The organism is Evansella tamaricis (assembly GCF_019042215.1).
Taxonomy (GTDB): domain Bacteria; phylum Bacillota; class Bacilli; order Bacillales; family Salisediminibacteriaceae; genus Evansella; species Evansella tamaricis.
This window is the reverse complement of record NZ_JAHQCS010000105.1, coordinates 22,880-46,796: the sequence shown is the minus strand read 5'-3', so window position 1 is coordinate 46,796 and position 23,917 is coordinate 22,880. Positions and strand designations below refer to the sequence as shown.

The window sequence follows — 23,917 nt, the reverse complement described above, 5'->3', positions numbered from 1 at the left end:
AAAAGGGGATGAGTGTCCTAATCTAAGAAAATATACTAATGGAGTTTCCCTTTTCCAGTCAGCAGGTTTAAATACCTATTAAACGTTTACGTCTGTATCATACAAATAGTTTCAAGTGAATGGAAATATGTTGAAACATGAAGTACATTCCAGATGATCGGGAAGTGGGGAATGAGTTATGTGACTTGAATTTACATCTATAGATAGACATTAACAGTCCATTGTTTTCCAATAAAAAGAAGAGACTAACAAACGAAAGTGTTTAATGGAATCGAACAATGCACAATCATAGGGAAGTATATTTCCGTAAGATAATGCATTGCGATAACTAACATATCATTCGAAAATTTCATTGATTAAAACACTTTTGTTCTAGACTCTTCAGGTTGTCTGTTAAAGCTCTAATCTTTGTGGTCTAAGAGTTTTTGAATCACTAGATTAGTTAAGTTTGGTACCACTTCTAAAGAGTAGTCCAGTTCCATACGCTCGTATTGCTTGTGGGCGTCGAAACCGTAAGGACCGATATTAATTACAGGGACATTGACATCTCTTATATCCTGATAATTGACAAAATGTTTTGTTCCCCAACCTGGATTATTGTTGGATACAGCATTAATTCCCGCTTCATCATCACTTAATGCCACAAAGCTCATATCCGATATATAAGGGAAGAAGTTTCTAACGACGATTGGATGCTTATATTCCGGTTGAATTTGAGCAACTGATTCTTCAAGGGCATCGATTAATTTTTTCTCTCGCTTGTCCTTCCCAGAAACATCAATTCTAGGAGAATAGAGTGAGGAATAAAATAGGATGATCGCTGGACTACGATCGTCCATCCATTTCCACGATTCTTCCACGACTCTTGCAGCAAACATTCTCGTATCTAACTCCGGATCAAGGAGTAACTGCTCTTTGAACGAAGTCATATGATCTTTATAACGTTTTCCGTGTTCTAAAACTAAACTACTCTCCATCTCCTCGTAGGTCATCACCCTTGATTTCCAAGGAACTTCCACGTATGCTTGCTGACTCCTTTGGCTGAACAATTTATGTCGTGCCTTAAATTGATCGAGGGCGTTAGAAAAGGCAATGTGAGCATGTGCCTTCAGTTTCTCCAAAACATCTTTCGGTGACCAAGAATGAATAAAGAAGTTATAGTAAACATAGGAAGAAAGTGCAGTTTGAACCGTATAGGAAGGTTTTAAGTCCATTTGTTTCAACGAAACTGGAGGTACTGTCGTTTCTCCAAATGCCTCATCACAGAGGTCAGGATTATAATTAATTTCCTTTGTTAATTCGGCTGCAATAAAGTTAGGGTCTATTCCTTCAAAACAAGAACCCACATGTGTTTCTGCTCCTGTTATAAAAAAAGATGGGAGGAGTTTTCCAACAGTACCTTTATAAATATAACGATTTTGATCCCCTTCGAAACGTGGTGAAACAAAGTCAGCATTAATTGCACCCACATAATCAAAATTGTGTTCTTCACGAAGTTTTTTCAATGTCTTTAAAGCTGACAGTATTCCATGAGAGGAATCTTCTTCATCACATTCAATGACGACGAGGAGGTTTCCTTCTAATTCTTCGGGATGTTCAGCATAATAGTTTAATAGATAGAGGTGACTGGCAACTCCACTTTTCATATCTAAAACGCCTCGTCCAAACAAGTATTCTCCTGATTGTAATTGGGCATTTACCGTTGGGGGAAGATCTTCTGAACGGAGGGTGTTCATTAATTCCTCTGGATTGCATGCCTTATCTTTTAAATGGTTATAATCTTCTATCCCCACGGTATCCATATGCCCCATTAAAATGACAGTTTTGTCACTTTTATTTTTCATTCCTTTCACAAAAGCGATGACGTTATAACGTTCCTGTTCATCATCAACTGTTTGTTGTTTCAGTAGGTAGGTAGGATTCTTTTTGAAATAAGGTGAAGAAGAGAGAAGTGTATGGATAGCAGAACTAATTTCCCTTTCCCCATCTGTATTTACGACACTTTCAATGTGAACTAGTTGATTTGTTAAATGCAATACTTCTTCTCTACAAGATAGTTTCATAGTTAAATCCCCTTTAACAGAAAATCAGACACAAAATCGTGCGGGACCTGGTCCCGCACAATTTTGTGACCAAGGCGTTTGCGCTTTTCTTATATACTAATACCTTATTATTATTCTTCAATATAATATAATTCTTAAGTTTCGCCAAGGAAAATAGGTAGCAACACTTAAATATTTGAGTATAGGTTTACACTATTTTCAATATACAAATGTGTTTATTCCCTTGACTTTTATAAAAAACTATTTTAATGTAAAAATATAAATTGTGAACATTCTGTGAACGAGAAACTATTTGAGAGAACGACAGTATTGATTTCTTAAACAATTTCATAGCTAAATCTCGAGAAATTATGTGAAAGCTACATCTGGATGGTTTTGAGACAGCGACCCTGTTTTCTGCTACTTGGATGTGATTGCAAACGCTTTAAAATGAAAGCGTACATAATTTTAAGCTTGATTGTGGTCCGATAATAGCGTTCCTGTTTACTCAACCACCGTCACAAATACTATTGCCATCAGTGGCTTTAGTGTATGTGACGGTTTTTTATTTAAAGAAAAGAATGTATAAGTTTTTGCACCTTCGGGCATTGTTAGCTCCATCGCCTACTCGCTGCGGGGCACTTCGGAAGTGACAACTGAAGTCAAAGAGCGGACTTCAGTTTGTCATTCCTGCACTGCCCTACGCTTGTGACCATAGGCGCTTGCGCTTTTCATATTGTTAGCTCCAGCGCCTACTCGCATGGGAACTGAAAAAGTGGTTTTAAACTTTTTCAGTTGCTTCTTAATCGCTGCGGGGCACTTCGCTCGTGATCTTAGGCGCTTTCGCTTTTCTTATTAAAAATGAATGGGGGAAACCGATTATGAATGAAAAGAAAGTAAAGAATCGTTGGTTAATTGCACTATCTGCGGTGGGAATTCACATCTCTATCGGGGCAGTATATGCGTGGAGTAATTTCACCAATCCGTTAATGGAGCAATATGGATGGACGTCTAGCCAAGTACAATTAACCTTTAGTATTGCCATTTTGTTTTTAGGGCTATCAGCTGCATTTTTAGGTCATTTTGTAGAAAAATACGGTCCGAAGAAGGCAGGGCTGTTAGCATCAGGTTGTTTTGGAATCATTACTATTTCTTTATTTATCCTTTGGGGTTCTTGGGGGAATCGGTTTAGGTGTTGGATACATAGCCCCCGTTTCAACTCTAGTAAAATGGTTCCCAGATCGAAGGGGACTGGCAACGGGATTAGCGATAATGGGTTTTGGATTTGCAGCAGCGATCAGTAGTCCCATAATGGACTATCTCATTTATAATGTTGGGATTGCAAATACGTTTTTCACATTAGGAGCAGCATATTTTGTCATCATGACCTTATCCTCTTTATATCTTGAACGGCCACCACAAGGCTGGTTGCCAGAAGGATTTAAGGAAAAAATCGACTCCGGGAAGGTGAAAATGAAGGAGGATCTTGCACAATTAACCGCAAATGAGGCGATAAAAACACCGAGGTTTTATTATTTATGGATCATGCTCTTTATCAATGTTACGTGTGGAATTGCGATATTATCGGCCACAAGCCCATTAGCACAGGAAAGTATTGGTCTAAGCGCGACGCAAGCGGCAGCACTTGTTGGGATATTAGGTATCTTTAATGGAGTTGGCCGTCTCGGATGGGCAACAATATCTGATTATATTGGCCGACCGAATACTTACACTACTTTTTTTGTCATCCAGATTGTTTTATTTGCCTTACTGCCATTTACAACCGCAGCACTTCCATTTCAAATCATGCTAATGATCATTTATACCTGCTATGGAGGTGGGTTTGCATCTATCCCGGCTTATATCGGTGATATCTTTGGTACGAAGCAGCTTGGTGCAATACATGGCTATATTTTAACAGCTTGGGCTGCTGCAGGATTAGTGGGGCCACTATTTGCAGCATGGATGTATGATACAACCGGAAGTTATTCCAACAGTTTGCTCTATTTCGCTGGCTTATTTTCGATCGCTCTCATTGTGTCTCTTGTGATTCGACTAGATATGCGAAAACTAGAAACAAGAAATCAAAAGGAGAGGGCGTTACTCAGTGCCTAAAAAGGTAACTAGTTCAAGTGAATAATCAATTTGTAAGCTTCCAGTTTTGGACAATTGTTCCATGTGAATTATACTTTAATTAAACAATCAGTCCGAAAATACAAAGGAAGAAGGGCATAGAACGATGAATAAATACGAGGCAGAATTCAGTAATCTTGTAAGGGCATTTCGTAAAAAGCATATGGGGAAAGGTCCCAGTGTTGTTCGGACGACCTTTTGTAAAAACTGGGCCATCTGTGAAATGGAGGGTAACCTCTCTCCCGTTGAAAAGTTTATCGCCACAACCGAAGATGGGAAGCAGATGCTTAGATCTGCGAGGACGGAAATGGTTAAAAAGATTTATTTGAAACATCGGCCCGTGGAAATGGAAGAATTACTCCAAGCCAACTATCTCGATTTATTTGTGGATATTGATATAGAAAAGGATATGGCCATGTCTATTTTTATCTTCGATGAAAATGTAGAGTTGAAGTTTGGATCTGATAGAGGGAAAGATAGACGTTAGCCTTAAGTATTAAATCAAATTATAGAGGGTGAAACAAATGGGGAAAACAAAACACCAAGGACCTATGAAATTACCAAAAATGCCTGATCCGTCACATTGGGTAAGTATGGTTCCTTTTGGAATAGGAAAAGTAAAACCAAAACATATTCGAGATACAGTTAAAGTTGTTTGGGAAAATAAAGATAATTTACCATACGCTACTCGAATTTTAACACAAGGTGTTTGTGATGGCTGTGCCTTGGGAGTAGCAGGATTATATGATCAAACTCTTGCTGGCCCACATGTCTGTACCACACGTCTTAACGTCCTTCGATTAAATACAATGTCAGCAATAAAAGAAGAGGTCCTCCATCAGGACATTGAGGAACTTCGAAAATTGGATAGTACAGAACTTCGAAAATTAGGACGTATTCCTTATCCCCTGTCCCGAAAACCTGGAGAGAAGACGTTCCGAAGAATTTCATGGGACGAAGCACTGGACCGGGTTGCAGAGAAGATAAAAGCGATTGATCCGAAACAGTTGGCATTTTTTTTAACGGCGAGGGGAATTACAAATGAATCGTATTATGCTGCAGCAAAAGTGGCCAGGTTTTTGGGGACAAATAATATTGACAACGCCTCAAGAATTTGTCACTCACCAAGTAAAACAGCATTAAAACGATCCCTTGGAATTGGTGCCTCCAGCTGTAACTATCAAGATTGGATCGGCTCCGATGTCCTAGTATTCTGGGGTTCTGTAGCTGCTAATAACCAGCCTGTTTCCACGAAGTACATGTATGCAGCAAAACGAAAAGGAACGAAGATTATCATCATTAATCCATACCATGAACCATCGATGGATGAATACTGGATTCCTTCTATTCCTGACAGCGCCTTGTTCGGAACGAAACTGGCTGATGATGTATACCAAGTGAATATCGGTGGAGATATCGCCTTTATGAATGGCGTAATGAAGCATTGGTTTGAAATGGAAGAACTCGTTCCAGGATCAGCCATTGATCACCAGTTTGTTAATGAACATACGAAAGGTTTTCAACAGCTAAAAGAACATGTACGGAATCAAGACTGGGAAACTCTTGAAAAGTCATCCGGACTTACAAAAGATAGAATGCTAGAGTTTGCTCAATTGCTAGCGAAATCGCAGAGTGGAGTTTTCATCTGGTCGATGGGCCTTACACAACACCGCTTTGGAACGGATAATATCTCTCAAGTGGCAAACCTTGCCATGCTCCGTGGATTCCTCGGGAGGGAAAAATGTGGAGTGATGCCTATTCGAGGACATTCTGGAGTGCAAGGATCCGGTGAAATGGGAGCAGATCCATTTGTTCTTCCAGGTGGAGATTTCGAACCGAAAAACAAAAAACGAATCGAAGAACTTTGGAATTTCAATGTTCCAGATTGGCAAGGGGATATTGTGGGAGTAACACTTGAAAATGCTCTACTACCAGAGGAACATGAACGGCACGTAAAGGTTTTTTACACATCTGGAGGGAACTTCCTTGAAACAATGCCAAATCCACAATTCGTGAAACAATGTTTAGAAAGTGTGGATGTCCGTGTTCATCAAGATATTATATTAAATACATCAACATTGGTGGATGCAAAAGAAGAAGTAATCGTTCTTCCAGCCATGACAAGGTATGAACAACCAGGTGGGGGAACTTCCACTTCCACCGAGCGAATGGTCTACTTTTCCCCGGAAATAAAAGGACCACGAATTGAGGAAGCACGCGCTGAATGGGAGATCTATGTAGATCTTGCTAAACGTGTGAAATCGGAGGAAAAGGATCTTATTGATGTGAAGAGTGCTAAACAACTGAGGGATGAAATAGCTAAAGCGAATCCAAATTACAATGGAATTCAGCATTTGAAAAATAAAGGGGATGTTTTCCAATGGGGTGGCGCCTGGTTATGTGAAGGTGGGATTTGCCCGACAGAAGATGGTCGGGGAACTTTACTTCCCATTGAATTACCGGAACTAAGAAAGCCAGAGGGACATTTTTATGTGACCACAAGGCGTGGAAAACAATTTAACTCCATGGTTTATAGTGAAACAGATCCAAATAATAGCGCTGACCGATATGATGTATTAATTCATTCGGAGGATGCAAAGGAATTGGGAATATCCGAAAGGGAAGCCATCGTAGTATATAATAAATACGGTGTTTATCACGGTAGGGCGAAATTTGAAAATACCCGGCAAGGCAACATCCAAGTATATTGGCCAGAAGGAAATGTTTTAATTCCAAAGGGAGTTTATGAAACTTATGCTGGTATTCCAGAATACAATACAGCAGTGGTAGTGGAAAAAGCGGAACAATATTATTCCCAAAAAGATACGAAATATGTGGAAAAACGAGTGGAAGAACTTGAAATGGAGATTAGTTAAAAAGGAGCTTGCCATGAAAAGCAATGTACTGGAAACGTACTCAATCACAAAATTTGATGGTGGAAAACTATACAAGGTGGAAGATATGATCGCTACGGAATTCCCCCTTACCATTCACATTAACGGGGCAGAATTTGCAACGATGGTATGTACTCCTACACATTTGCAGGAACTGGTTAGGGGCTTTCTAGCATCAGAAGGAATTATTCGTTTTCTAGATGAAATCCAATCCTTAGTGATTGATGAATCTAAAGGCTTTGCATTTGTGGAACTTAAAAATAAACAAATATCAACTACGTCTTTTCAGACTAAACGATTCATTGGTTCATGTTGTGGGAAAAGTAGACAATTCTACTTTCAAAATGATGTAAAAACGGCTAAAACGATTAAAAGCAATCAAACTATTACAATACAAGAGTGTATTCAGCTAATTAAAAGGATGCAAGAGGAGTCAGAAGATTTTCATTTGTCGGGGGGGTTGCACAATACAGCCCTTTGCTCAAACAAAGATATCATTGTTTCCAGATCCGATATCGGGAGGCATAACGCCTTAGATAAAATTTACGGGTACTGTATGGAAAACAAGGTTTCTCTCCGAGATAAGGTCATTGCTTTTAGTGGAAGAATTTCCTCTGAGGTATTACTTAAAGTATCAAAAATAGGGGTAGGTATTATCCTGTCAAAGTCAGCACCTACCACTTTGGCCATTCAATTGGCAGAAGACTTAGGAATAACGGCAGTGGGTTTTATTAGAGAAGAACGTCTCAATCTATACACTCATCCAGAAAGAATTATAAACCAATGAATGCTAACTCAACGCTTGTAACGGATAAACTTTCTAGACCGATAAAAGATCTGCGAATATCGGTGACAGATCAATGCAATTTCAGGTGTTCTTATTGTATGACTGCGGAATTATTCGGACCGGATTTTCCGTTCTTACAACAAAAGGAACTCTTATCTTTCGATGAAATAACACAGATAGTGGAGCAGTTTGCGAAATTAGGGGTGGAGAAGCTTCGAATTACAGGGGGCGAGCCATTACTTCGTAAAGGTCTTGCCAATCTCATTCGTGAATTAAACAGAATTCATGGAATAAAAGATATTGCCCTGACAACAAACGGAGTTTTTCTCCCTAAGCAATTACAAAAACTAAAAGAGTCAGGTCTGAAGAGAATTAATGTGAGCCTTGATGCCATTGATGACCATGTATTTCGACGAATGAATGGTCGAAATATTTCCACAGAACCTGTTCTGAAAGGAATTAAGGAAGCAATGGACGCTGGTCTTCCTGTAAAGATTAATGCAGTGATAAAAAAAGGGGTGAATGATTCTCAGATCATCCCTATGGCAAAATATTTTAAAGACACCCCGGTAATCTTACGGTTTATTGAATTTATGGATGTGGGAAATACAAACGGTTGGAGTTATCAAAGTGTTGTAACGAAAAAAGAAATTATATCTGAGATTAATCGTTTTTTTCCACTGGAGCCAGTAAATAAAAATTATCAAAGTGAAGTGGCGGACCGATATCGTTATTTGGATGGGGGAGGTGAGATTGGTGTAATATCCTCTGTTTCTGATTCCTTTTGTGGCAATTGTACAAGGGCGAGGCTATCTGCTGATGGGAAACTATTCACTTGCCTGTTTGCCCAAAAGGGTCATGATCTTAAAAAACTGTTACGAAATGAGAAACTCTCTCCCAAACAATTATTGATGGAATTGCAAAATATTTGGGGAAAACGGAGTGATCGTTATTCAGAGGAAAGGGGTAAGAATCCAATCTCAATTGCTGATAAAATAGAAATGTCTTATATAGGAGGGTGAAAGATTTATATTATACCCTTTCAAAATAGAGCTGAAATCTATATCCAATAATAAAATTAGAAGCTTACAGGATGATTTGACTATCAAATTGTCCTGTTTTTTTAGGCTTTGTTATCATTCAATGGTGATTTTGGCGAATTCACTGTCCAACGAGCGTTTACTTCAGTGGCAGCACGGGAGCGATGCTACCCTTTGCGTTAGCTTCTAGTTGCCTCCACGGACAGAACCTAGGGGATAGGGATATCTCACTAAAATAGACGTTTGCTCTTTTCTTATAGATTCTACATAAACATGAAACTTTCCACTGTATTGTTCGTCTTATATAGAGGTTCTCGTGAATATATATATAAAGGATGTCGAAGATGACTAAAATTCAATTAAAGGAAATCAATGAAAAAAATTGGGAGAAGTGTATTAGTCTCCGTGTTGGTAAGGATCAAGAACAATTTGTCGCATCCAACATCTACTCCCTTGTACAATCACGTTACGAAACTTCCTACATTCCATTAGCTGCCTATGATGAAGAAGAGATGGTAGGGTTTGTAATGTACGGAAAGGATCCAGATGACGGGGTCTACTGGATAGTCCGGCTAATGGTTGGAGAAAAATTCCAAGGCAAGGGGTATGGAAAACAAATATTGTTAAAAACAATGGAACAAATAAAGATGCTCCCTGACTGCGGTTCCTTTATTATTACAAGCTATGTTCCCGAAAACACGATAGCGGAGAAATTATATGAGAAGGTAGGGTTTATAAAAACAGGTGAAATAATTGATGAAGAGAATATAATGAAGTTTTATATTGTGTGATTGCGCAAAAACTTGATATTCAAAGAATCACTCTCTTGATGATATTCACCATTTATTGATTTATACTATAAGGTGAGGTAGGATATTGTCAAAGTATGATGTAGTTACCGTCAGAATTTCCAGGACAACATAGATCATTACTCCATTGATATCACTAGGGGGATTGAGGCTTTGGAAAAGCGCGAGACACCAATAAGAGAGAAAAATATTATGTTTACTGGGTTTATGGGAGTTGGGAAAACGACCATTGGGAATTTAGTTGCCAAAAAACTGTATCGAGATTTTATCGATATTGATGCAGTCATAGCAGCAGAATACGAAAAGCCAATTACAGAAATATTTCAGGAAATTGGGGAGAAGGCCTTTCGGCAAAGGGAAAAAGAAATAATAACAGAATTATGCCATAAAAAATTAAAAGTTATTTCTGTCGGTGGCGGAGCTTTTCTTCAACAAGAAGTAAGGGATATTGCCATGTCTTCCTGCATGGTATTTTATTTGGATTTATCATGGGGGTCTTGGAAGGATCGGATTAATTTAATTATCGACAGTCGACCTGTTCTACAGGGGAAATCAATGGAAGACATTGAAAAACTTTTTTATGAAAGACAAAAGATATACTCTCAGCATCACTCAAAAGTGACAATGGATAAACAGGAAGTGGAAGAGATTGCCGATCATATTGTTGACTCCATTAAATTAGCTTGGGAGTTGTATGATTAAATAGATAACAAGAATAAGGTGTCTAAAAGGTTCATGGGGATCTTTTTAGACATCTTTTTTAAACAGATGAAGAAAGGGAAGTGGAGAAATGAGCAACACAGTAAAAGTCAAGGATATCATCATTGGGGAAGGTATTCCAAAGGTATGTGTACCAATGGTCGGAAGAAACTTAACCCAGTTGAAAGAAGAAGGGGATATGTTAAAAAATATTGACTTTGATGTGGTGGAATGGAGAGCCGATTTTTTTCAGGACGTAGAAGATACACAAAAAGTAATAGAAGCGTTACATTCCATTAGAGAGATATTCCCAACTATCCCCCTGTTGTTTACGTTTCGGAGTGCAAGAGAAGGGGGAGAGAAAGAAGTTACAAATTCCTATTACTTCTCTTTAATAAAAGAGGTGGTAGAATCTAATGAAGTGGATTTAATCGATGTTGAATTATTCCTTGAAGAACAGCATGTAAAAGAAATCATAAGTATTGCTCACCAACAAAACGTTTTTGTTATTCTCTCCAATCACGATTTCAACAAAACTCCATCAAAGGAAGAGATGATATCCCGTTTAATAAGGGCACAGGAACTAGGCGCTGATATACTGAAAATAGCAGTTATGCCTAATTCAACAAAAGACGTACTTACACTATTAGAAGCGACAGAGGAAATGTATACGAAACATGCCACTCAACCAATTATAACGATGGCGATGGGCGATAAAGGAGTAATAAGCAGACTGTCCGGAGAAGTTTTTGGTTCAGCAATGACCTTTGGGGCAGCAAAGAATGCGTCAGCACCTGGACAATTAAATGTGGCAGACTTAAAGCATATACTTAATCTTTTGCATAGAAGTAGTTGATCACTAAGAAGGTGCAGCAACAACAGGAGTTGTTCTGCACCTTCTTTTCACATAGACGCTTTGTGATTTTTTCTATTCTACAGCAAGCGGAAAATGAGAGGGAAACGATATCGATCTCCTTCATAGGCTTTTATCGCTGCAATAATTGTCAATACAATTGTAGCAATTCCAAGAACGATGAGGACTAAAATTCCAATTAATACAAATGTCAAAATGAATCCAATTATGTAGTATACCGTAAATGAAATGAGAAAGTTAAAATACTCTCTTCCATGATGATCGATATAGTCGGAATCATTCTTTTTAATAAGCCAAATAACGAGTGGTCCAATAAGCGGAAAAAAGAAACTTATGAGATAAATTACCATTGCTAACAACCGTTCATCTTTTTCTTCCATGTTATTTCACCTCCTTTTTCTTATTCTATTCGACAAGTTAGGATAGAATCCTTTCTTTTCTCTAAAAATATTCAAAATTTCTCTTGGATTTTAAGTTGTTACCTAATCAAATATAATACTTTTGGGTAATAGGTGTAAGGATATAAATTCGATAAAATAAATGCAGAGTTTAGTAAGCTGTTTTCTCTTTGTTGAGTGTTGTTGAATGGTCCCTGAATGAGCGGTGTGTAAATAAAAAACTATCGGTTGATTACGGGTTACTATTTTCCCCCTAAGACGATCTCAGGATAAAAAACCTAAATCATGTTAGAGGTGACAGTGTGAATCGGATATTATTAGTTTTAATGATGACAAGTAGTCTACTTTTTGTTGCGGGCTGTGGGGATTTAGTTAGGGAAATAACGGGACTTCTAAATGATATAGAAGAATTAACAGATTCCTCCGATCAAGGGGATGTAGAAGCTGATACTGTCTCCGAAGGAAATGACAGTGATGATGGAAATATTGATGAAGAATCAAATGACAGTGATGCAAATGATACGGAAGGTGAAACCACTGAAACAGATGGGGACCAAGATACGGAAGAAGAACCGGAAAGTAATGCGGGGAAGGGTGTCCAAAGTTATGGAAACTACAGTGGTAACATAAATACACAGGGTGGTTTATACGATATAAAAGGAGATTATATTTTCTTTGCCAATCTTCAAGATAATAATAATCTATATAGAATGAAACTAGATGGAACGGAGTTAACACAATTAACGGATCACCGTGTCTGGAGTATTCATGCACTTCAGGATTGGGTGTACTATATAAAACTTGGTGATGCAAATAATTATATGGACTATCAATCATTTAATCGTGTATCATTAGATGGTGATACTGTAGAAGTGGTCATGGATGATCCAATTACCCAACTCCACTATTATAATGGTGAATTTGTTTTTAACCTTTACTCTCAGTTTACGAAAATGTCATTAGACGGGGATCTTACACCTCTCCCTTATCAAGGAACTGACATGGCGATGTACGGAGAAAAATTTGTTTTTTTCGGTTATGATGTGGATGAAGGGGAATCTGCCTACTATCTTGGGGATATTCATGGTACAGAGGAGCAGTTAATAAGATATGAAGGCTATGGTGAGTATGTATTTGTGGAGGATACCCTCTTTTTTACAAGGGGATTTGGAGATGAAGGACTATTTAAACAATCAATAAATGAGACAGATTCCACGTTAATTATTGATGATTTTATAGATTTTTTTAACGTAGATGAAGACTATATCTATTATTCTACCGCAGAATCAGAAGCAACACGTGAAAATATAAGGGCAGATCATAACGGGAATAATAAGGTTAACTTAGGTGCAGGAACGTATTCTCTAAATGTTTTTGATTCATTTATCTTTGGTGAATTTGCCCGTCAAGGATATTACTCTTTCTATTTTATTGACAAGGAAACTAACGAAGCAACCGAAATTATACCAACGGAATAAGAATTTCATTGATTAGTAACAACGGGTATTTTCCCGTTTTATACAGGGGGAGAATAAAAATGTCTCTCCTCAAAAATTTAGAAAAGAGGGATATAATCATGAGTGAGCAGGCGGTGGAACAAACACACGTAGGAACAACATCAACGGGAGATCAAAGGGAAGAAGTAGTACCTGTAACTGGGTGGTTATTGTATATGCTGGTCATGATGATTCCACTAGTTAATATCGTAATGCTGTTTGTGTGGGCGTTTGGAAGTAATGTTAATAAAAACAAATCAAATTTAGCAAAAGCGTCTTTGATCTGGATGGTAATTGGTATTATTCTTTCAATTGTATTTTCAGTTATGATGGGAGCAGTTATAAGCAGTATATTTGGTGAATTTGCAGTTTAATTGTTCGTTTTTCTTCCCTGTGTTTGTACTTCCTTCTAGTTTTTAGAATGGAAAGTACAAACACTTTTTTCATGTTCATAAAAATGTCGGGGACCAGGTCCCCGACATTTTTGTGAACATTTATTTTTGGTAGATTACTACTGTTTACCATCATATAAGCGAAATACCCCTGTCAATGGATAATGATCTGAACTATCACTTTCATACACCGATATATCTTCAACTGTAAAATGGGACGTATGGAAAATGTAGTCAATCTGCCAATCGTGCTTATAAAATGTCCGCAATGGTTTCCCTTTGTTACTCTTCGTTATGATATCATTCCAAGATTCATATTCTCTTTGGGAAGGGGTAGCGTTTAAGTCACCCATTAAGAGAAGTGGACCATTAATTTCCAATAATTTTTCGTTTATTTTATCGATTGCCTTCCTCCGTTCCCCGTAGTCTAAACCTAGATGGGTATTTATGATATTGATTCTTTTCCCTTCTGTGATTTCTACTTCAGAAAATAAGGCTGTCCGATTTTCAATTCTGTTATCAAATGATAGGACTTCCATGTTTTTAATGGGATACTTAGAAAGGATGGCATTCCCATAATATAAACCAGGAAAAGCGAGTGACGGGGAAAAAACAGCATTCATTTCAAGGAGTTCTGCCATAAGTTTTACCTGATCAACAAAACCTGAACGTAAGCTGAAGCGTTCCACCTCTTGTAAACTAATAATATCAGCATCTAATTCTTTCAACGTGGCAATCGTTTGATGAATGTCCACTTTTCCATCCTGACCTTTTCCAAAATGAATGTTGTATGTTGTAACAGTGATTTGCAGATCGTGGGGAAGGTTCGTCGTTGAAGCGGTGTCGAATGAGTATTTATGACCCAATTCCCCATGGATGAAATAAAAGGGTAAGGTTAGGAGGATCAGTAAATGGAAAAACAGAATCAATTTTTTACTAGCGAAAATAGGATGGATCAAAATCGCCCCCCAACTGTTATCATTAATAAAAGCAATTGTTATCAATAATATAAGAAAATAAGAAAAGTCTGTATATTCATTTTACATGAATTATCTGAATCTATGAGATTGTAAAACTTACCAAATTAACAGATAGCCAATCTTGTTCATGTGCTGTTCATTTTTTATCCGTATAATATAATAGATTAGTTCTAGAACGTAGTTTTCGTTGAGACTTAGAAAATGACAAGTTAGGAGGATGTACATTGGCGAATCGTTATCAAAATCTTGACGGTGTGGAAAATCAGAAGAGTTTCAACGATATGTGGCGCTGGATGAAAGAAAGACGCAGTAAAACAAAGGACTTGACCACATTAATTGCCCATTCAGAGAATAAAAAAGGGAAAGAATTGCTGGAGAATCACAGGAAAACTTCCTACACTTGGATAGGACACGCCAGTTTTTTGATTCAATTAAACGGCCTAAATATATTAACTGATCCTGTCTTCGGAAAACGGATGGGATTTTCCAAGCGAATGACTGAACCAGGGCTCACTATTGAAGAACTTCCGGAAATTGATGTGGTAGTTATTTCCCATGGGCATTTTGACCACCTAGAGTTTTCCACCTTAAAAAAATTAAAAGGTTCACCTACATTTTTTGTTCCTATAGGATTCGGAAAACTGTTTCGAAGACGAAGATTTCTAAAGGTGATAGAAGCCAATTGGTGGGACTCTTTTGACCATCATGGAATCAAGATTCACTTTGTCCCGGCACAGCATTGGACGAAACGGGGATTATTCGATACAAATAAATGCCATTGGGGCGGATGGGTTTTTGAATCTCCACTTAAGACCTTTTATTTTGTGGGAGATACAGGTTACTTCCGTGGTTTTAAAGAGATTGGGGAACGATTTCAGGTGGATATCGTTTTGATGCCCATCGGTGCATATGAGCCGGAATGGTTTATGGAAATATCCCACATTAATCCGGAAAATGCAGTAAAGGCCTTTTTGGAACTGAAAGGAAAAACGTTTGTACCAATGCACTACGGAGCATATCGTCTCGCGGATGATACGGGGCCGGAAGCGTTGGAACGCCTTTATCGTGAGTGGGAAAACCAGCAATTGTCTAATGAAGACTTACATGTAATGAAACTTGGTGAAACGCATTTTTGTGATTAACCCAGTGGTGATTCTTAAACCATACGGAATTAGAAGTAATTTTTGTAAATGTGCTTAAATACCTGTCTTTTTTCATGTCCCCTGTTACAATGGAACAGGAAATACATTGGAAAGAGGTGGTGTCCATGTTTTTATTGGAACCTATCATTATTTTTGTAGCCCAGTTACTTTTTGTTCCTATATTAACTCTACGAACTATTATGATGGTCAAGGGTCTAAAGGGAAAAGCAGCAGGAATTGGAGTGCTAGAAGGTGTCATCTATGTCGTAGCAGTTGGGCTTGTGTTAAGTGATTTAACGAATTATTATAATATGGCTGCCTATGCTATAGGGTTTGGGGTAGGTTTATATATTGGTGCTTTAATTGAGGAGAAGCTGGCGATCGGTTATGTGACAATAGAAGCAAATATTCCAGAGCGGAATGAGGCGTTAATCGAACGCTTGCGGGAAGTGGGATTCAGTGTTTCCACTTCCACAGTGGAAGGGATCGCCTCTACCCGATATTTACTGTATTGTACAGCTAGACGTGACAGAGAACGGGAGTTTTACCGAATTATCGATGAATATGAAGACAAGGCTTTCGTTGCTTCCTATGAACCGCGAAGTTTTAAGGGCGGTTATATTACAAAGGGAATGAAAAAGCGTCGGGACTTATTTTTGAAAAAGAAGAAAAATAAGTCAGCATAGGAGTAAAGATTAATGGTATTTTAGTGGTGGTAATTCCTTGTAATCACACTAAAATACCCTTTTGCTTTAAAAGGGAATCATTGTTTTATCTACAAGTAATGAGAATAAAAAAGATGAATGCGTAGAAAATTGAGATGAGGGGGAGTGACAATGGAAATTAAGTATCCAAATGAGAATGAAAACGACATTGAAGCAGTTACGAATGAATATAGCGTCAATGAATTTTTCTTCCCGGATATGAAAATTGGGTTTGAACTGTACCGGATGCATCTCAGAAGTGCAAAAAGTACTTGGGAATACCCTGTCCATGAACACCCATTATATGAGATTAATCTAGTAACAAAAGGGGAGCAGCATTTTCATGTGAAAGGGAATAAGTATGTTTTGCAGGAAGGTGACTTAGTTCTCGTCCGCCCGGGGGATCTGCACTCCAGTTCTGGGGCAGGAAACACAGAGGTAGGGTTCACCTATTTCTGTGTTCATTTTAATGTGGACGATAAACTTTTGTTACCTTATTTTAAAGAGACGACAGAAGTTTTTTACCCGGTTCACTCCAAGTTAAACCGAAGTATCCGCCCCCTATTAGATCGCTTAATGACTTTTTCAGAAAATCCCACGTTACTGTTTAAAGATAAAATGAATATGCACTCCATCATGTTCGAACTCCTTGGAATGGTCGTGTCTTGTCTAGAGGAAGAGCAGGATGAAGACTTTGAAAAAATTTCCGACAGGACATTTCGAGTTGCCTATCAAATAGCAGATAAAATTGATGAGTTCATCCGTACCCCAGGCAAAAGAGAGGATTACGTGGAGGAAAGTGTCGTCAGAATTGAGGAGATTGCCGATCAGTTAGACTTTAGTGTTTCTTACTGCAACAAAGTCTTTAAGAAGGTATTTAAGATGTCCCCGAGGCAATATGTGACATTTCGCAAATTAAATGAATCGAAGAGTTTGTTGATTCAGGATAAGTATTCCGTGGAGCAGATTGCGTTTATGATGGGATATCATGATGCCTCCCATTTTAGCAGGCAGTTTAAACGGTGGACAGGGATATCACCAAGTCAATATCGTCAGAAGCAGCGAACGGCGGAGTAACGCCCTGATCTGCTTTCCTACTAAACTTGTTCAATTCCCGATTTGGACAATTCCGATTACGGAAAAGTACATAGAAAAGCGCTTCCATTGACGTTACTATATTCTAGAAGGTAGAAAACTTCAATGGAGGTCTTGATATGGAAAAGAATAAGTTTTATAATGCGCATCACTCCCCAATTGGTGCTTTCGCCAGTTTTACCCTAGGATACAAAGGGGGAAATGGCGGATTAGGATTAGAACTTGATAAACCAGCAGAAGAAAACGTGTTTATTGGTTTGGAGCGGAAAGATAAAGCTGGTCAATTTGAGGCATTTCCCTTTTTCGGAAGTTCGGCGGAAGAACTTGCCCGATTTGGGATTGGTAATGACCAGGCCACGGTGGATGATCAACTGATCAAATTTTATCAGGATGAAGAAATCACCCGCGAATTAAAATTGGGAACCGATACTTGGACAGCAAAAGATATGACTTTCAAAATATACAACCCAGTAACATCCGTTCCTGATCCGGAAACAGCGGATGATAAAGCACTCAAAAAAGCTCTTTTACCGGCAGTTTTTGCAAAAGTAACGATTGATAACACCGGTCATGATAAACCACGTAAAGCATTTTTTGGTTATCAAGGTAACGACCGTGTGTATGCGATGCGGAGACTTAATGATACAAGTAACGGAGAATTCGTCGGTGTAGGCCAAGGACCACAAACAGCGATTGTATCTAATGACGAAGGAGTCATTGCAGGACTCGGTTTTTCCATCGATAAAGTACTTAGCGTCAAGCACGAAGTGAACTACGGGTTCGGCTTAGGTTTAACTGGAGCACTTCTCATGGAAGTTCCGGCTAATGAAAAGAGAGAATTTACATTCGCCATCTGTTTCTATAAAGGTGGTATTGTAACAAGTGGAATGGATACGGAATATACGTATACCCGTTATTTCTCATCGATCGAAAAAGTTGCCAGTTATGCTCTGGAAAACGCAGACGTACTAACACAAGAGTATGAGGCGGCTAACGCGATGCTTGAGCAGGATCACTTGAATGAAGAGCAGAAGTACATGTTAGCTCATTCCATTAAAAGCTATTATGGGAACACACAGCTTTTGGACGACATGAACGGCAACCCGATTTGGATTGTGAACGAAGGGGAATATCGAATGATGAACACGTTCGACTTGATGGTGGATCAGTTGTTCTTCGAGTTGAAATTCAATCCTTGGACGGTGAAAAATGAGTTGGAACTCTTTATCAATCGATATAGTTATCGTGATGAGGTCCGCTTTCCAAATGACGAGGAGCTACATCCAGGTGGAATCAGTTTCACCCATGATATGGGGGTCTCCAATGTGTTTTCCAGACCAGGCCATTCCGCTTATGAGGTGGCAGGAATCACAGGGTGTTTCTCTTACATGACACATGAGCAATTAATTAACTGGCTTTGCAGTATGACGGTATATGTGGAGCACACGAAGGATACGGAATTCCTAAACAAACACATGGACATCGTGAAGGAAACATTCCAGAGTATGCTGAATCGTGACAATCCAGACCCGGAGAAACGTAATGGTATTATGGCGTTAGACAGTTCCCGAACAGAAGGTGGTGCGGAGATTACTACTTATGACAGTCTGGATGTCTCCCTCGGACAGGCGCGAAACAATATTTACATTGCATCCAAATGCTGGGGAGTTTACGTGTCACTAGAGAAACTTTTCCGTGACCTTGGGGAAAATGAGCTTTCTGAAATTGCTGCTGACCAAGCGGAGAAATGTGCAAAAACCCTTTCCAACGAAATGACAGAAGGGGGATATATTCCAGCTGTAATCACAGAAGGGAATGATTCTAAAATCATCCCTGCCATTGAAGGGTTGGTATTCCCGTACTTTACTGGTTGCAAGGAAGCGTTAGATGAAAACGGAAAATACGGATATTATATTAAAACATTAAAAGAGCATATCACGACTATTTTAAAACCTGGAACGTGTCTCTTTGAAGATGGGGGCTGGAAACTTTCCTCCACAAGTGATAACTCTTGGTTGAGTAAAATCTATCTTTGCCAGTTCGTATATCGGGAAATCTTAGGATTCCCATGGGATGAAGTGGGGCATAAAGCAGACAAGGCTCATGTTGGATGGTTAACGGATCCGGAGCTTTCTTACTGGAGTTGGAGTGACCAAATTATTGCAGGTAAGATCACTGCCAGTAAGTATTACCCACGTGGTGTAACAAGCATCCTCTGGTTACAAGAAGGAAAATAAAAATTCTAGTAGCAGTAGAAAAATCTATTATGGAACATGAAAAAAAAGAGGCTGGGACATAACTAAAGTGTTTAATTAAAAATCCGAACAATACAAACGATAGCGAAGTATATTTCCGTAGCTAAAGATAGCAGCAATTATCAGTTCGTTCGGATTTTTCATTGATTAAAACACTTTTGTCCTAGCCTCTTTTTCTTCTGTAAAATTTCTTTTAATCATTTAATTCTTTGGCCAACGCCCGTCCGGCCTGTCTTCCTGTAAAGAGACATCCACCAAGGAATGTCCCTTCCAATGATCGGTACCCATGTACACCACCGCCACCGAAACCGCAAACTTCCCCTGCAGCATAGAGACCAGGTACTGGTTTTCCCGAATCATCCAGCACCCTGCCAGATAAATCTGTCTGTAAACCACCAAGTGTCTTTCGACTGAGTATATTCAGCCGAACGGCAATTAACGGTCCTTTTTTTGGATCCAGGAATTTATGAGGGGGAGCAACCCTCACGAGTTTATCACCTCGGTAGTTCCGGGCGCCACGTAATGCCGTGATCTGAAGATCTTTAGTGAAAGTATTATCCATTTCCCGGTCCCGTGCAAGGATTTGACGTTCCACTTTGGAAAAATCAAGTAAGTTCTCTCCAGTAAGTTCATTCATACCAGCAACTAACTCTTCCAGTGTATCTTTAATCACAAAGTCTTCCCCTTTGTCCATAAATGCCTGTACCGGAGCAGGAGCACCAGGGAGGACACGAGACAAGACTTTCTTTATACTCTTTCCAGTTAGATCAGGGTTTTGTTCTGAGCCTGACAGGGCAAACTCCTTTTCAATAACCTTTTGAGTTAAAATAAACCAGGAATAATCATAGCCAGTTTTCTGAATCGTCTCTAACGTTCCAAGCGTATCATACCCTGGGAAGTTTGGTGCAGGGAATCGATTTCCTTTCGCATCTAGCCAAATGGAACTGGGGCCAGGGAGAATTCGAATCCCGTGTTTATCCCAAACTGGATCCCAGTTTTTAATCCCTTCCGTATAGTGCCACATCCGGTCACGGTTAACGATTCTCCCACCAGCTTTTTCTGTGATCGCAAGCATCCTCCCGTCCACATGGGCCGGGACGCCAGACAGCATGTTTTCAGGCGCTTTTCCGAGTCGTGCTGGCCAATTTTTTCGGATAAGGTCGTGGTTCGCACCAATACCTCCACTCGTAACCATTACTGCTTGAGCACGATACTCAAACTCTCCGGCAATTTCCCGTGAACTTGCTTCTCCCCTTTTTGCATCACTTGGGACTAGGACATCTCCCCGCGCACCGACAACGGTTCCTTGATCAGTTATTAAATCATTCACCCGGTGGCGAGGTTTATAAACTAGTAATCCCTTTTCTATCGATTGTCTTACACTAGTTTCAATGGGTTTGACGATTCCAGGTCCTGTTCCCCAGACGATATGAAACCGGGGGACAGAGTTGCCATGACCTTCTGCCAAATAGCCTCCGCGCTCAGCCCAGCCTACCACAGGGAACAAGCGGATCCCTTTTTGATGAAGCCATTCCCTTTTTTCTCCTGAAGCAAAGTCCACATACGCCTCAGCCCATTTTTTTCCCCAATCATCTTCATCATCCCGGTCAAACCCAGCCGTTCCGAGCCAATCTTGCCAGGCCAATTCTTTTGAATCTTTTATTCCCATTCGCCTTTGTTCAGGTGAATCTACCAAAAATAAACCGCCAAAGGACCACCAAGCTTGTCCTCCCATGGATGCTTCCGGTTCTTGATCAAGAAGTAGCACCTTTTTCCCGGCATCCGCCAGTTCAGAGGCCGAAACTAATCCTGCAAGGCCTGCACCAACTACGATCACATCGTAATCCATCTTGAATACCCCCTAATGCCAAATCGGTATATTATCGCCAATAGGTAAAACCAATACTAATTTCATTATAGTGGAATCCTACTAGGAATGAGAGTAAAAAGACTAACTAGTTAGAATACGTAAAAAAGTCTCATTTAATAATAACAAGAAGAAAAAAATAATGATAAACAGGAGGAATCTTCTAATTTTTCCAGCTAAAACATTCGTTCTTCTGAAACTTTATAAAAATAGACTACTTTTCTCCTTCGTTCCAATATATAATTAGATCTATAGATATAAAATGATTGTATTGGAGGGGTGATTAAACTGGGAGATTTATCTTTAATCCTACTGGCGTATTTAATAGGTTCGATTCCATTTGCTTTAGTAGTTGGTAAACTGAAGTATGGGGCCGATGTCAGGAATTTCGGCAGCGGAAATCTTGGGGCAACCAATAGTGTCTTAGTACTAGGTAAAAAAGCTGGTATCTTAGTTTTATTAGGGGATGTTGGTAAAGGTGTCCTGGCAACATCACTTCCGGCACTTTTCCAAAGTAATGTGAATCCAGTTTTGATTGGTGCAGCTGTTATTTTAGGCCATTGTTTCCCGATTTTTGCAGGTTTTCGTGGAGGGAAGGCTGTCGCTCCGACGGCAGGCGTATTGATCGGCTACAGTCCGATTTTATTTTTAATCGGCTACATGACTTTTATTTTGATTACATTAGTGACGAAATACGTATTTATGGGATCCTTATCCATTGGAGTTTCCCTGATGATGCATTCTTTATATATGGGAGATCAGGCTTTAGCCCTTGTTTTCCTGACATTCTCGTTGTTTATGGTTTATCTTCACCGGAAAAATATCATTAATTTTCTTGCGAATAAAGAAGTTCGAATTAATGACAAGAGAATTAAGGAATATCAAGATAATATAAAAGAAGAATTAACCGCCAGTGAAATAGCGAATCATGATACAGGTGCATCCTAATAAAAGTCTATACAGTGGAAAAGATAAATTTTCTTTCCTAACTGTATAGACTTTTTTTGACGAACTAAGTGCTTCCTAGGCACTAGGATGAATCATAGCATGGAAGACTACCGTGAAAATTATCAAGTTGTGTTGATGTTTGTTACAGTCCATTTTTAAAAGGTAAGAATTTATAAATTATGGCACCTTTGGACAAGTTGTCATTCCTCCACTGCCCTACGCCCGTGAGCTTAGGCGATTACGCTTTTCTTAATACATAACTTTTCCAGTGCTTTACGATTCACTTCATATCCGATTCCAGGTAGATCAGGTACATGGATAACACCATTTTTTACCACCACTTCCGGTTCGATTAAGTCCTCATCCCAGTAGTGGCTAGAGCCCGCAGTGTCCCCAGGCAAAACAAAATTGTCTAATGTCGTTAATGCCACATTATGGGCACGGCCTATACCAGCCTCTAGCATTCCACCGCACCAAACTGGGATATTCCGATCCATGCAAAAATCGTGAATTCGTTTTGCCTCACTTAACCCTCCAACCCGGCCGATCTTAATATTTATAATTTTACAGCTTCCCAATTCCACTGCTCGTCTCGTGTCTTCTAATGAATGAATACTTTCGTCTAGGCAAATTGGGGTAGAAAGGGCTCTTTGCAATGTGGCATGATCCACGATATCGTCATGGGCAAGTGGCTGCTCTATCATTTTCAAATCCAAATCATCCAACTGTTTTAAGTGTTCCAAGTCTTTCAATGTATAAGCGGAATTGGCATCTGCCATTAACGGAAGTGTTGGAAAAACCTTTCTTACTTCCTTTAAAACATCCACGTCCCAGCCTGGTTTGATTTTGATTTTCATTCGTTTATAGCCTTGTTCAGCAAAGTTTTCCACAAGTCTTACTAACTCTTGCACCGAAGATTGGATTCCAATAGAAATTCCCACATCAATTTCTTTTTTCTTACCACCAAGTGCCTGAGCCAGTGGCACACTTAAACGTTTAGCATAAAGATCCCATACGGCACCTTCCAATGCAGCTTTCGCCATATTATTGCGACGAATCCCGGAAAAACGTTGAAATACCTCATCAGGATGCTCTAATGGTTTCTCCAATAATAAAGGGATTAAGAAATCTTTCATCATATGTTCGTTTGTCCTAACCGTTTCCTCACTGTACCAAGGACTAGAGAAGGCAACTGACTCTCCGAACCCTGTTCGTCCAGCATTATCTATCATTTCCACGACAAAAAAATCCTTATCTTGAAAAGTACCGAAACTCGTGGTAAACGGTGCTTTTAACGTCATCCTCACCTGATGTAAAATGACTTTTTTGATTGAAATCATCCCATCTATTGTCATCTCCTAA

At 39.2% G+C, this 23,917-nt stretch carries 19 protein-coding genes and 1 pseudogene; 15 read left to right on the top strand and 5 right to left on the bottom strand.

Annotation, left to right across the window (positions count from 1 at the left end; genetic code table 11):
• Nucleotides 1-401: 401 nt before the first annotated feature.
• A complete protein-coding gene (locus KS419_RS12790; RefSeq protein WP_217066792.1) occupies nucleotides 402-2,063 on the bottom strand; it encodes a M20/M25/M40 family metallo-hydrolase in 1,662 nt (553 codons plus the stop codon).
• A gap of 860 nt (nucleotides 2,064-2,923) precedes the next feature.
• Between KS419_RS12790 and KS419_RS12785 the strand changes: the two are divergent.
• The 8 genes and pseudogenes from KS419_RS12785 (at nucleotide 2,924) to aroD (ending at nucleotide 11,260) form a co-directional block, all read left to right on the top strand.
• Nucleotides 2,924-4,157 (top strand): annotated as a pseudogene (locus KS419_RS12785) (L-lactate MFS transporter).
• Nucleotides 4,158-4,281: 124 nt separating this feature from the next.
• A complete protein-coding gene (locus tag KS419_RS12780; RefSeq protein ID WP_217066791.1) occupies nucleotides 4,282-4,662 on the top strand; it encodes a Na-translocating system protein MpsC family protein in 381 nt (126 codons plus the stop codon).
• Nucleotides 4,663-4,699: 37 nt separating this feature from the next.
• Entirely contained in the window at nucleotides 4,700-7,051 is a 2,352-nt protein-coding gene (locus KS419_RS12775) for an FdhF/YdeP family oxidoreductase (protein WP_217066790.1), read from the top strand.
• A 13-nt stretch (nucleotides 7,052-7,064) separates the two neighbouring features.
• Nucleotides 7,065-7,856, top strand: a complete 792-nt coding sequence (gene fdhD, locus KS419_RS12770) for a formate dehydrogenase accessory sulfurtransferase FdhD (RefSeq protein WP_217066789.1) — start codon at nucleotides 7,065-7,067, stop codon at nucleotides 7,854-7,856.
• Nucleotides 7,853-8,878, top strand: coding sequence for a GTP 3',8-cyclase MoaA (gene moaA, locus KS419_RS12765; RefSeq protein WP_217066788.1), 1,026 nt, complete (start codon nucleotides 7,853-7,855; stop codon nucleotides 8,876-8,878). Before fdhD ends, moaA begins: the two co-directional genes overlap by 4 nt.
• Nucleotides 8,879-9,240: 362 nt before the next feature.
• Nucleotides 9,241-9,687 (top strand): GNAT family N-acetyltransferase, encoded by a 447-nt coding sequence (locus KS419_RS12760; protein WP_217066787.1) that lies wholly within the window; start codon nucleotides 9,241-9,243, stop codon nucleotides 9,685-9,687.
• Between the two features lie 171 nt (nucleotides 9,688-9,858).
• Complete coding sequence (locus tag KS419_RS12755; RefSeq protein ID WP_380086549.1) at nucleotides 9,859-10,407, top strand: shikimate kinase; 549 nt, start codon at nucleotides 9,859-9,861, stop codon at nucleotides 10,405-10,407.
• An 88-nt stretch (nucleotides 10,408-10,495) separates the two neighbouring features.
• Complete coding sequence (gene aroD, locus KS419_RS12750) at nucleotides 10,496-11,260, top strand: type I 3-dehydroquinate dehydratase (RefSeq protein ID WP_217066786.1); 765 nt, start codon at nucleotides 10,496-10,498, stop codon at nucleotides 11,258-11,260.
• Nucleotides 11,261-11,337: 77 nt separating this feature from the next.
• On the opposite strand, the gene KS419_RS12745 is transcribed toward aroD, so the two are convergent.
• Nucleotides 11,338-11,658 (bottom strand): DUF4870 domain-containing protein, encoded by a 321-nt coding sequence (locus KS419_RS12745; RefSeq protein ID WP_217066785.1) that lies wholly within the window; start codon nucleotides 11,656-11,658, stop codon nucleotides 11,338-11,340.
• Nucleotides 11,659-11,978: 320 nt separating this feature from the next.
• On the opposite strand from KS419_RS12745, the gene KS419_RS12740 reads away from it, so the two are divergent.
• Together KS419_RS12740 and KS419_RS12735 are read left to right on the top strand one after the other, a co-directional pair.
• A complete protein-coding gene (locus tag KS419_RS12740; protein WP_217066784.1) occupies nucleotides 11,979-13,154 on the top strand; it encodes a DUF5050 domain-containing protein in 1,176 nt (391 codons plus the stop codon).
• Between the two features lie 59 nt (nucleotides 13,155-13,213).
• Entirely contained in the window at nucleotides 13,214-13,546 is a 333-nt protein-coding gene (locus tag KS419_RS12735; RefSeq protein ID WP_217066783.1) for a hypothetical protein, read from the top strand.
• A gap of 137 nt (nucleotides 13,547-13,683) precedes the next feature.
• Here KS419_RS12735 and KS419_RS12730 read toward each other — a convergent pair whose 3' ends face one another.
• Nucleotides 13,684-14,523: an endonuclease/exonuclease/phosphatase family protein gene (locus tag KS419_RS12730; RefSeq protein WP_217066782.1), complete on the bottom strand. Its 840-nt coding sequence runs from the start codon at nucleotides 14,521-14,523 to the stop codon at nucleotides 13,684-13,686.
• 245 nt (nucleotides 14,524-14,768) lie between these two features.
• Here KS419_RS12730 and KS419_RS12725 point away from each other — a divergent pair, with 245 nt between their 5' ends.
• From KS419_RS12725 to KS419_RS12710, 4 genes are all read left to right on the top strand, one after another.
• Complete coding sequence (locus KS419_RS12725; protein ID WP_246593961.1) at nucleotides 14,769-15,686, top strand: MBL fold metallo-hydrolase; 918 nt, start codon at nucleotides 14,769-14,771, stop codon at nucleotides 15,684-15,686.
• 125 nt (nucleotides 15,687-15,811) lie between these two features.
• Entirely contained in the window at nucleotides 15,812-16,372 is a 561-nt protein-coding gene (locus tag KS419_RS12720) for a DUF2179 domain-containing protein (RefSeq protein WP_217066781.1), read from the top strand.
• A gap of 150 nt (nucleotides 16,373-16,522) precedes the next feature.
• Entirely contained in the window at nucleotides 16,523-17,467 is a 945-nt protein-coding gene (locus tag KS419_RS12715) for an AraC family transcriptional regulator (RefSeq protein WP_217066780.1), read from the top strand.
• A gap of 137 nt (nucleotides 17,468-17,604) precedes the next feature.
• The gene (locus tag KS419_RS12710; RefSeq protein WP_217066779.1) at nucleotides 17,605-19,722 is read left to right on the top strand and encodes a glycoside hydrolase family 52 protein; all 2,118 of its coding nucleotides are present in this window, start codon (nucleotides 17,605-17,607) and stop codon (nucleotides 19,720-19,722) included.
• Nucleotides 19,723-19,933: 211 nt separating this feature from the next.
• Here the strand turns inward: KS419_RS12710 and KS419_RS12705 are convergent, their stop codons facing one another.
• Nucleotides 19,934-21,589 carry an FAD-binding dehydrogenase gene (locus KS419_RS12705; protein WP_217066778.1) on the bottom strand — a complete coding sequence of 552 codons (1,656 nt, stop codon included), beginning with the start codon at nucleotides 21,587-21,589 and terminating at the stop codon, nucleotides 19,934-19,936.
• 297 nt (nucleotides 21,590-21,886) lie between these two features.
• Here KS419_RS12705 and plsY point away from each other — a divergent pair, with 297 nt between their 5' ends.
• Complete coding sequence (gene plsY, locus KS419_RS12700; protein ID WP_217066777.1) at nucleotides 21,887-22,555, top strand: glycerol-3-phosphate 1-O-acyltransferase PlsY; 669 nt, start codon at nucleotides 21,887-21,889, stop codon at nucleotides 22,553-22,555.
• Nucleotides 22,556-22,785: 230 nt separating this feature from the next.
• Here plsY and menC read toward each other — a convergent pair whose 3' ends face one another.
• Nucleotides 22,786-23,910: an o-succinylbenzoate synthase gene (gene menC, locus KS419_RS12695; protein ID WP_246593959.1), complete on the bottom strand. Its 1,125-nt coding sequence runs from the start codon at nucleotides 23,908-23,910 to the stop codon at nucleotides 22,786-22,788.
• Between the last annotated feature and the right edge of the window lie 7 nt (nucleotides 23,911-23,917).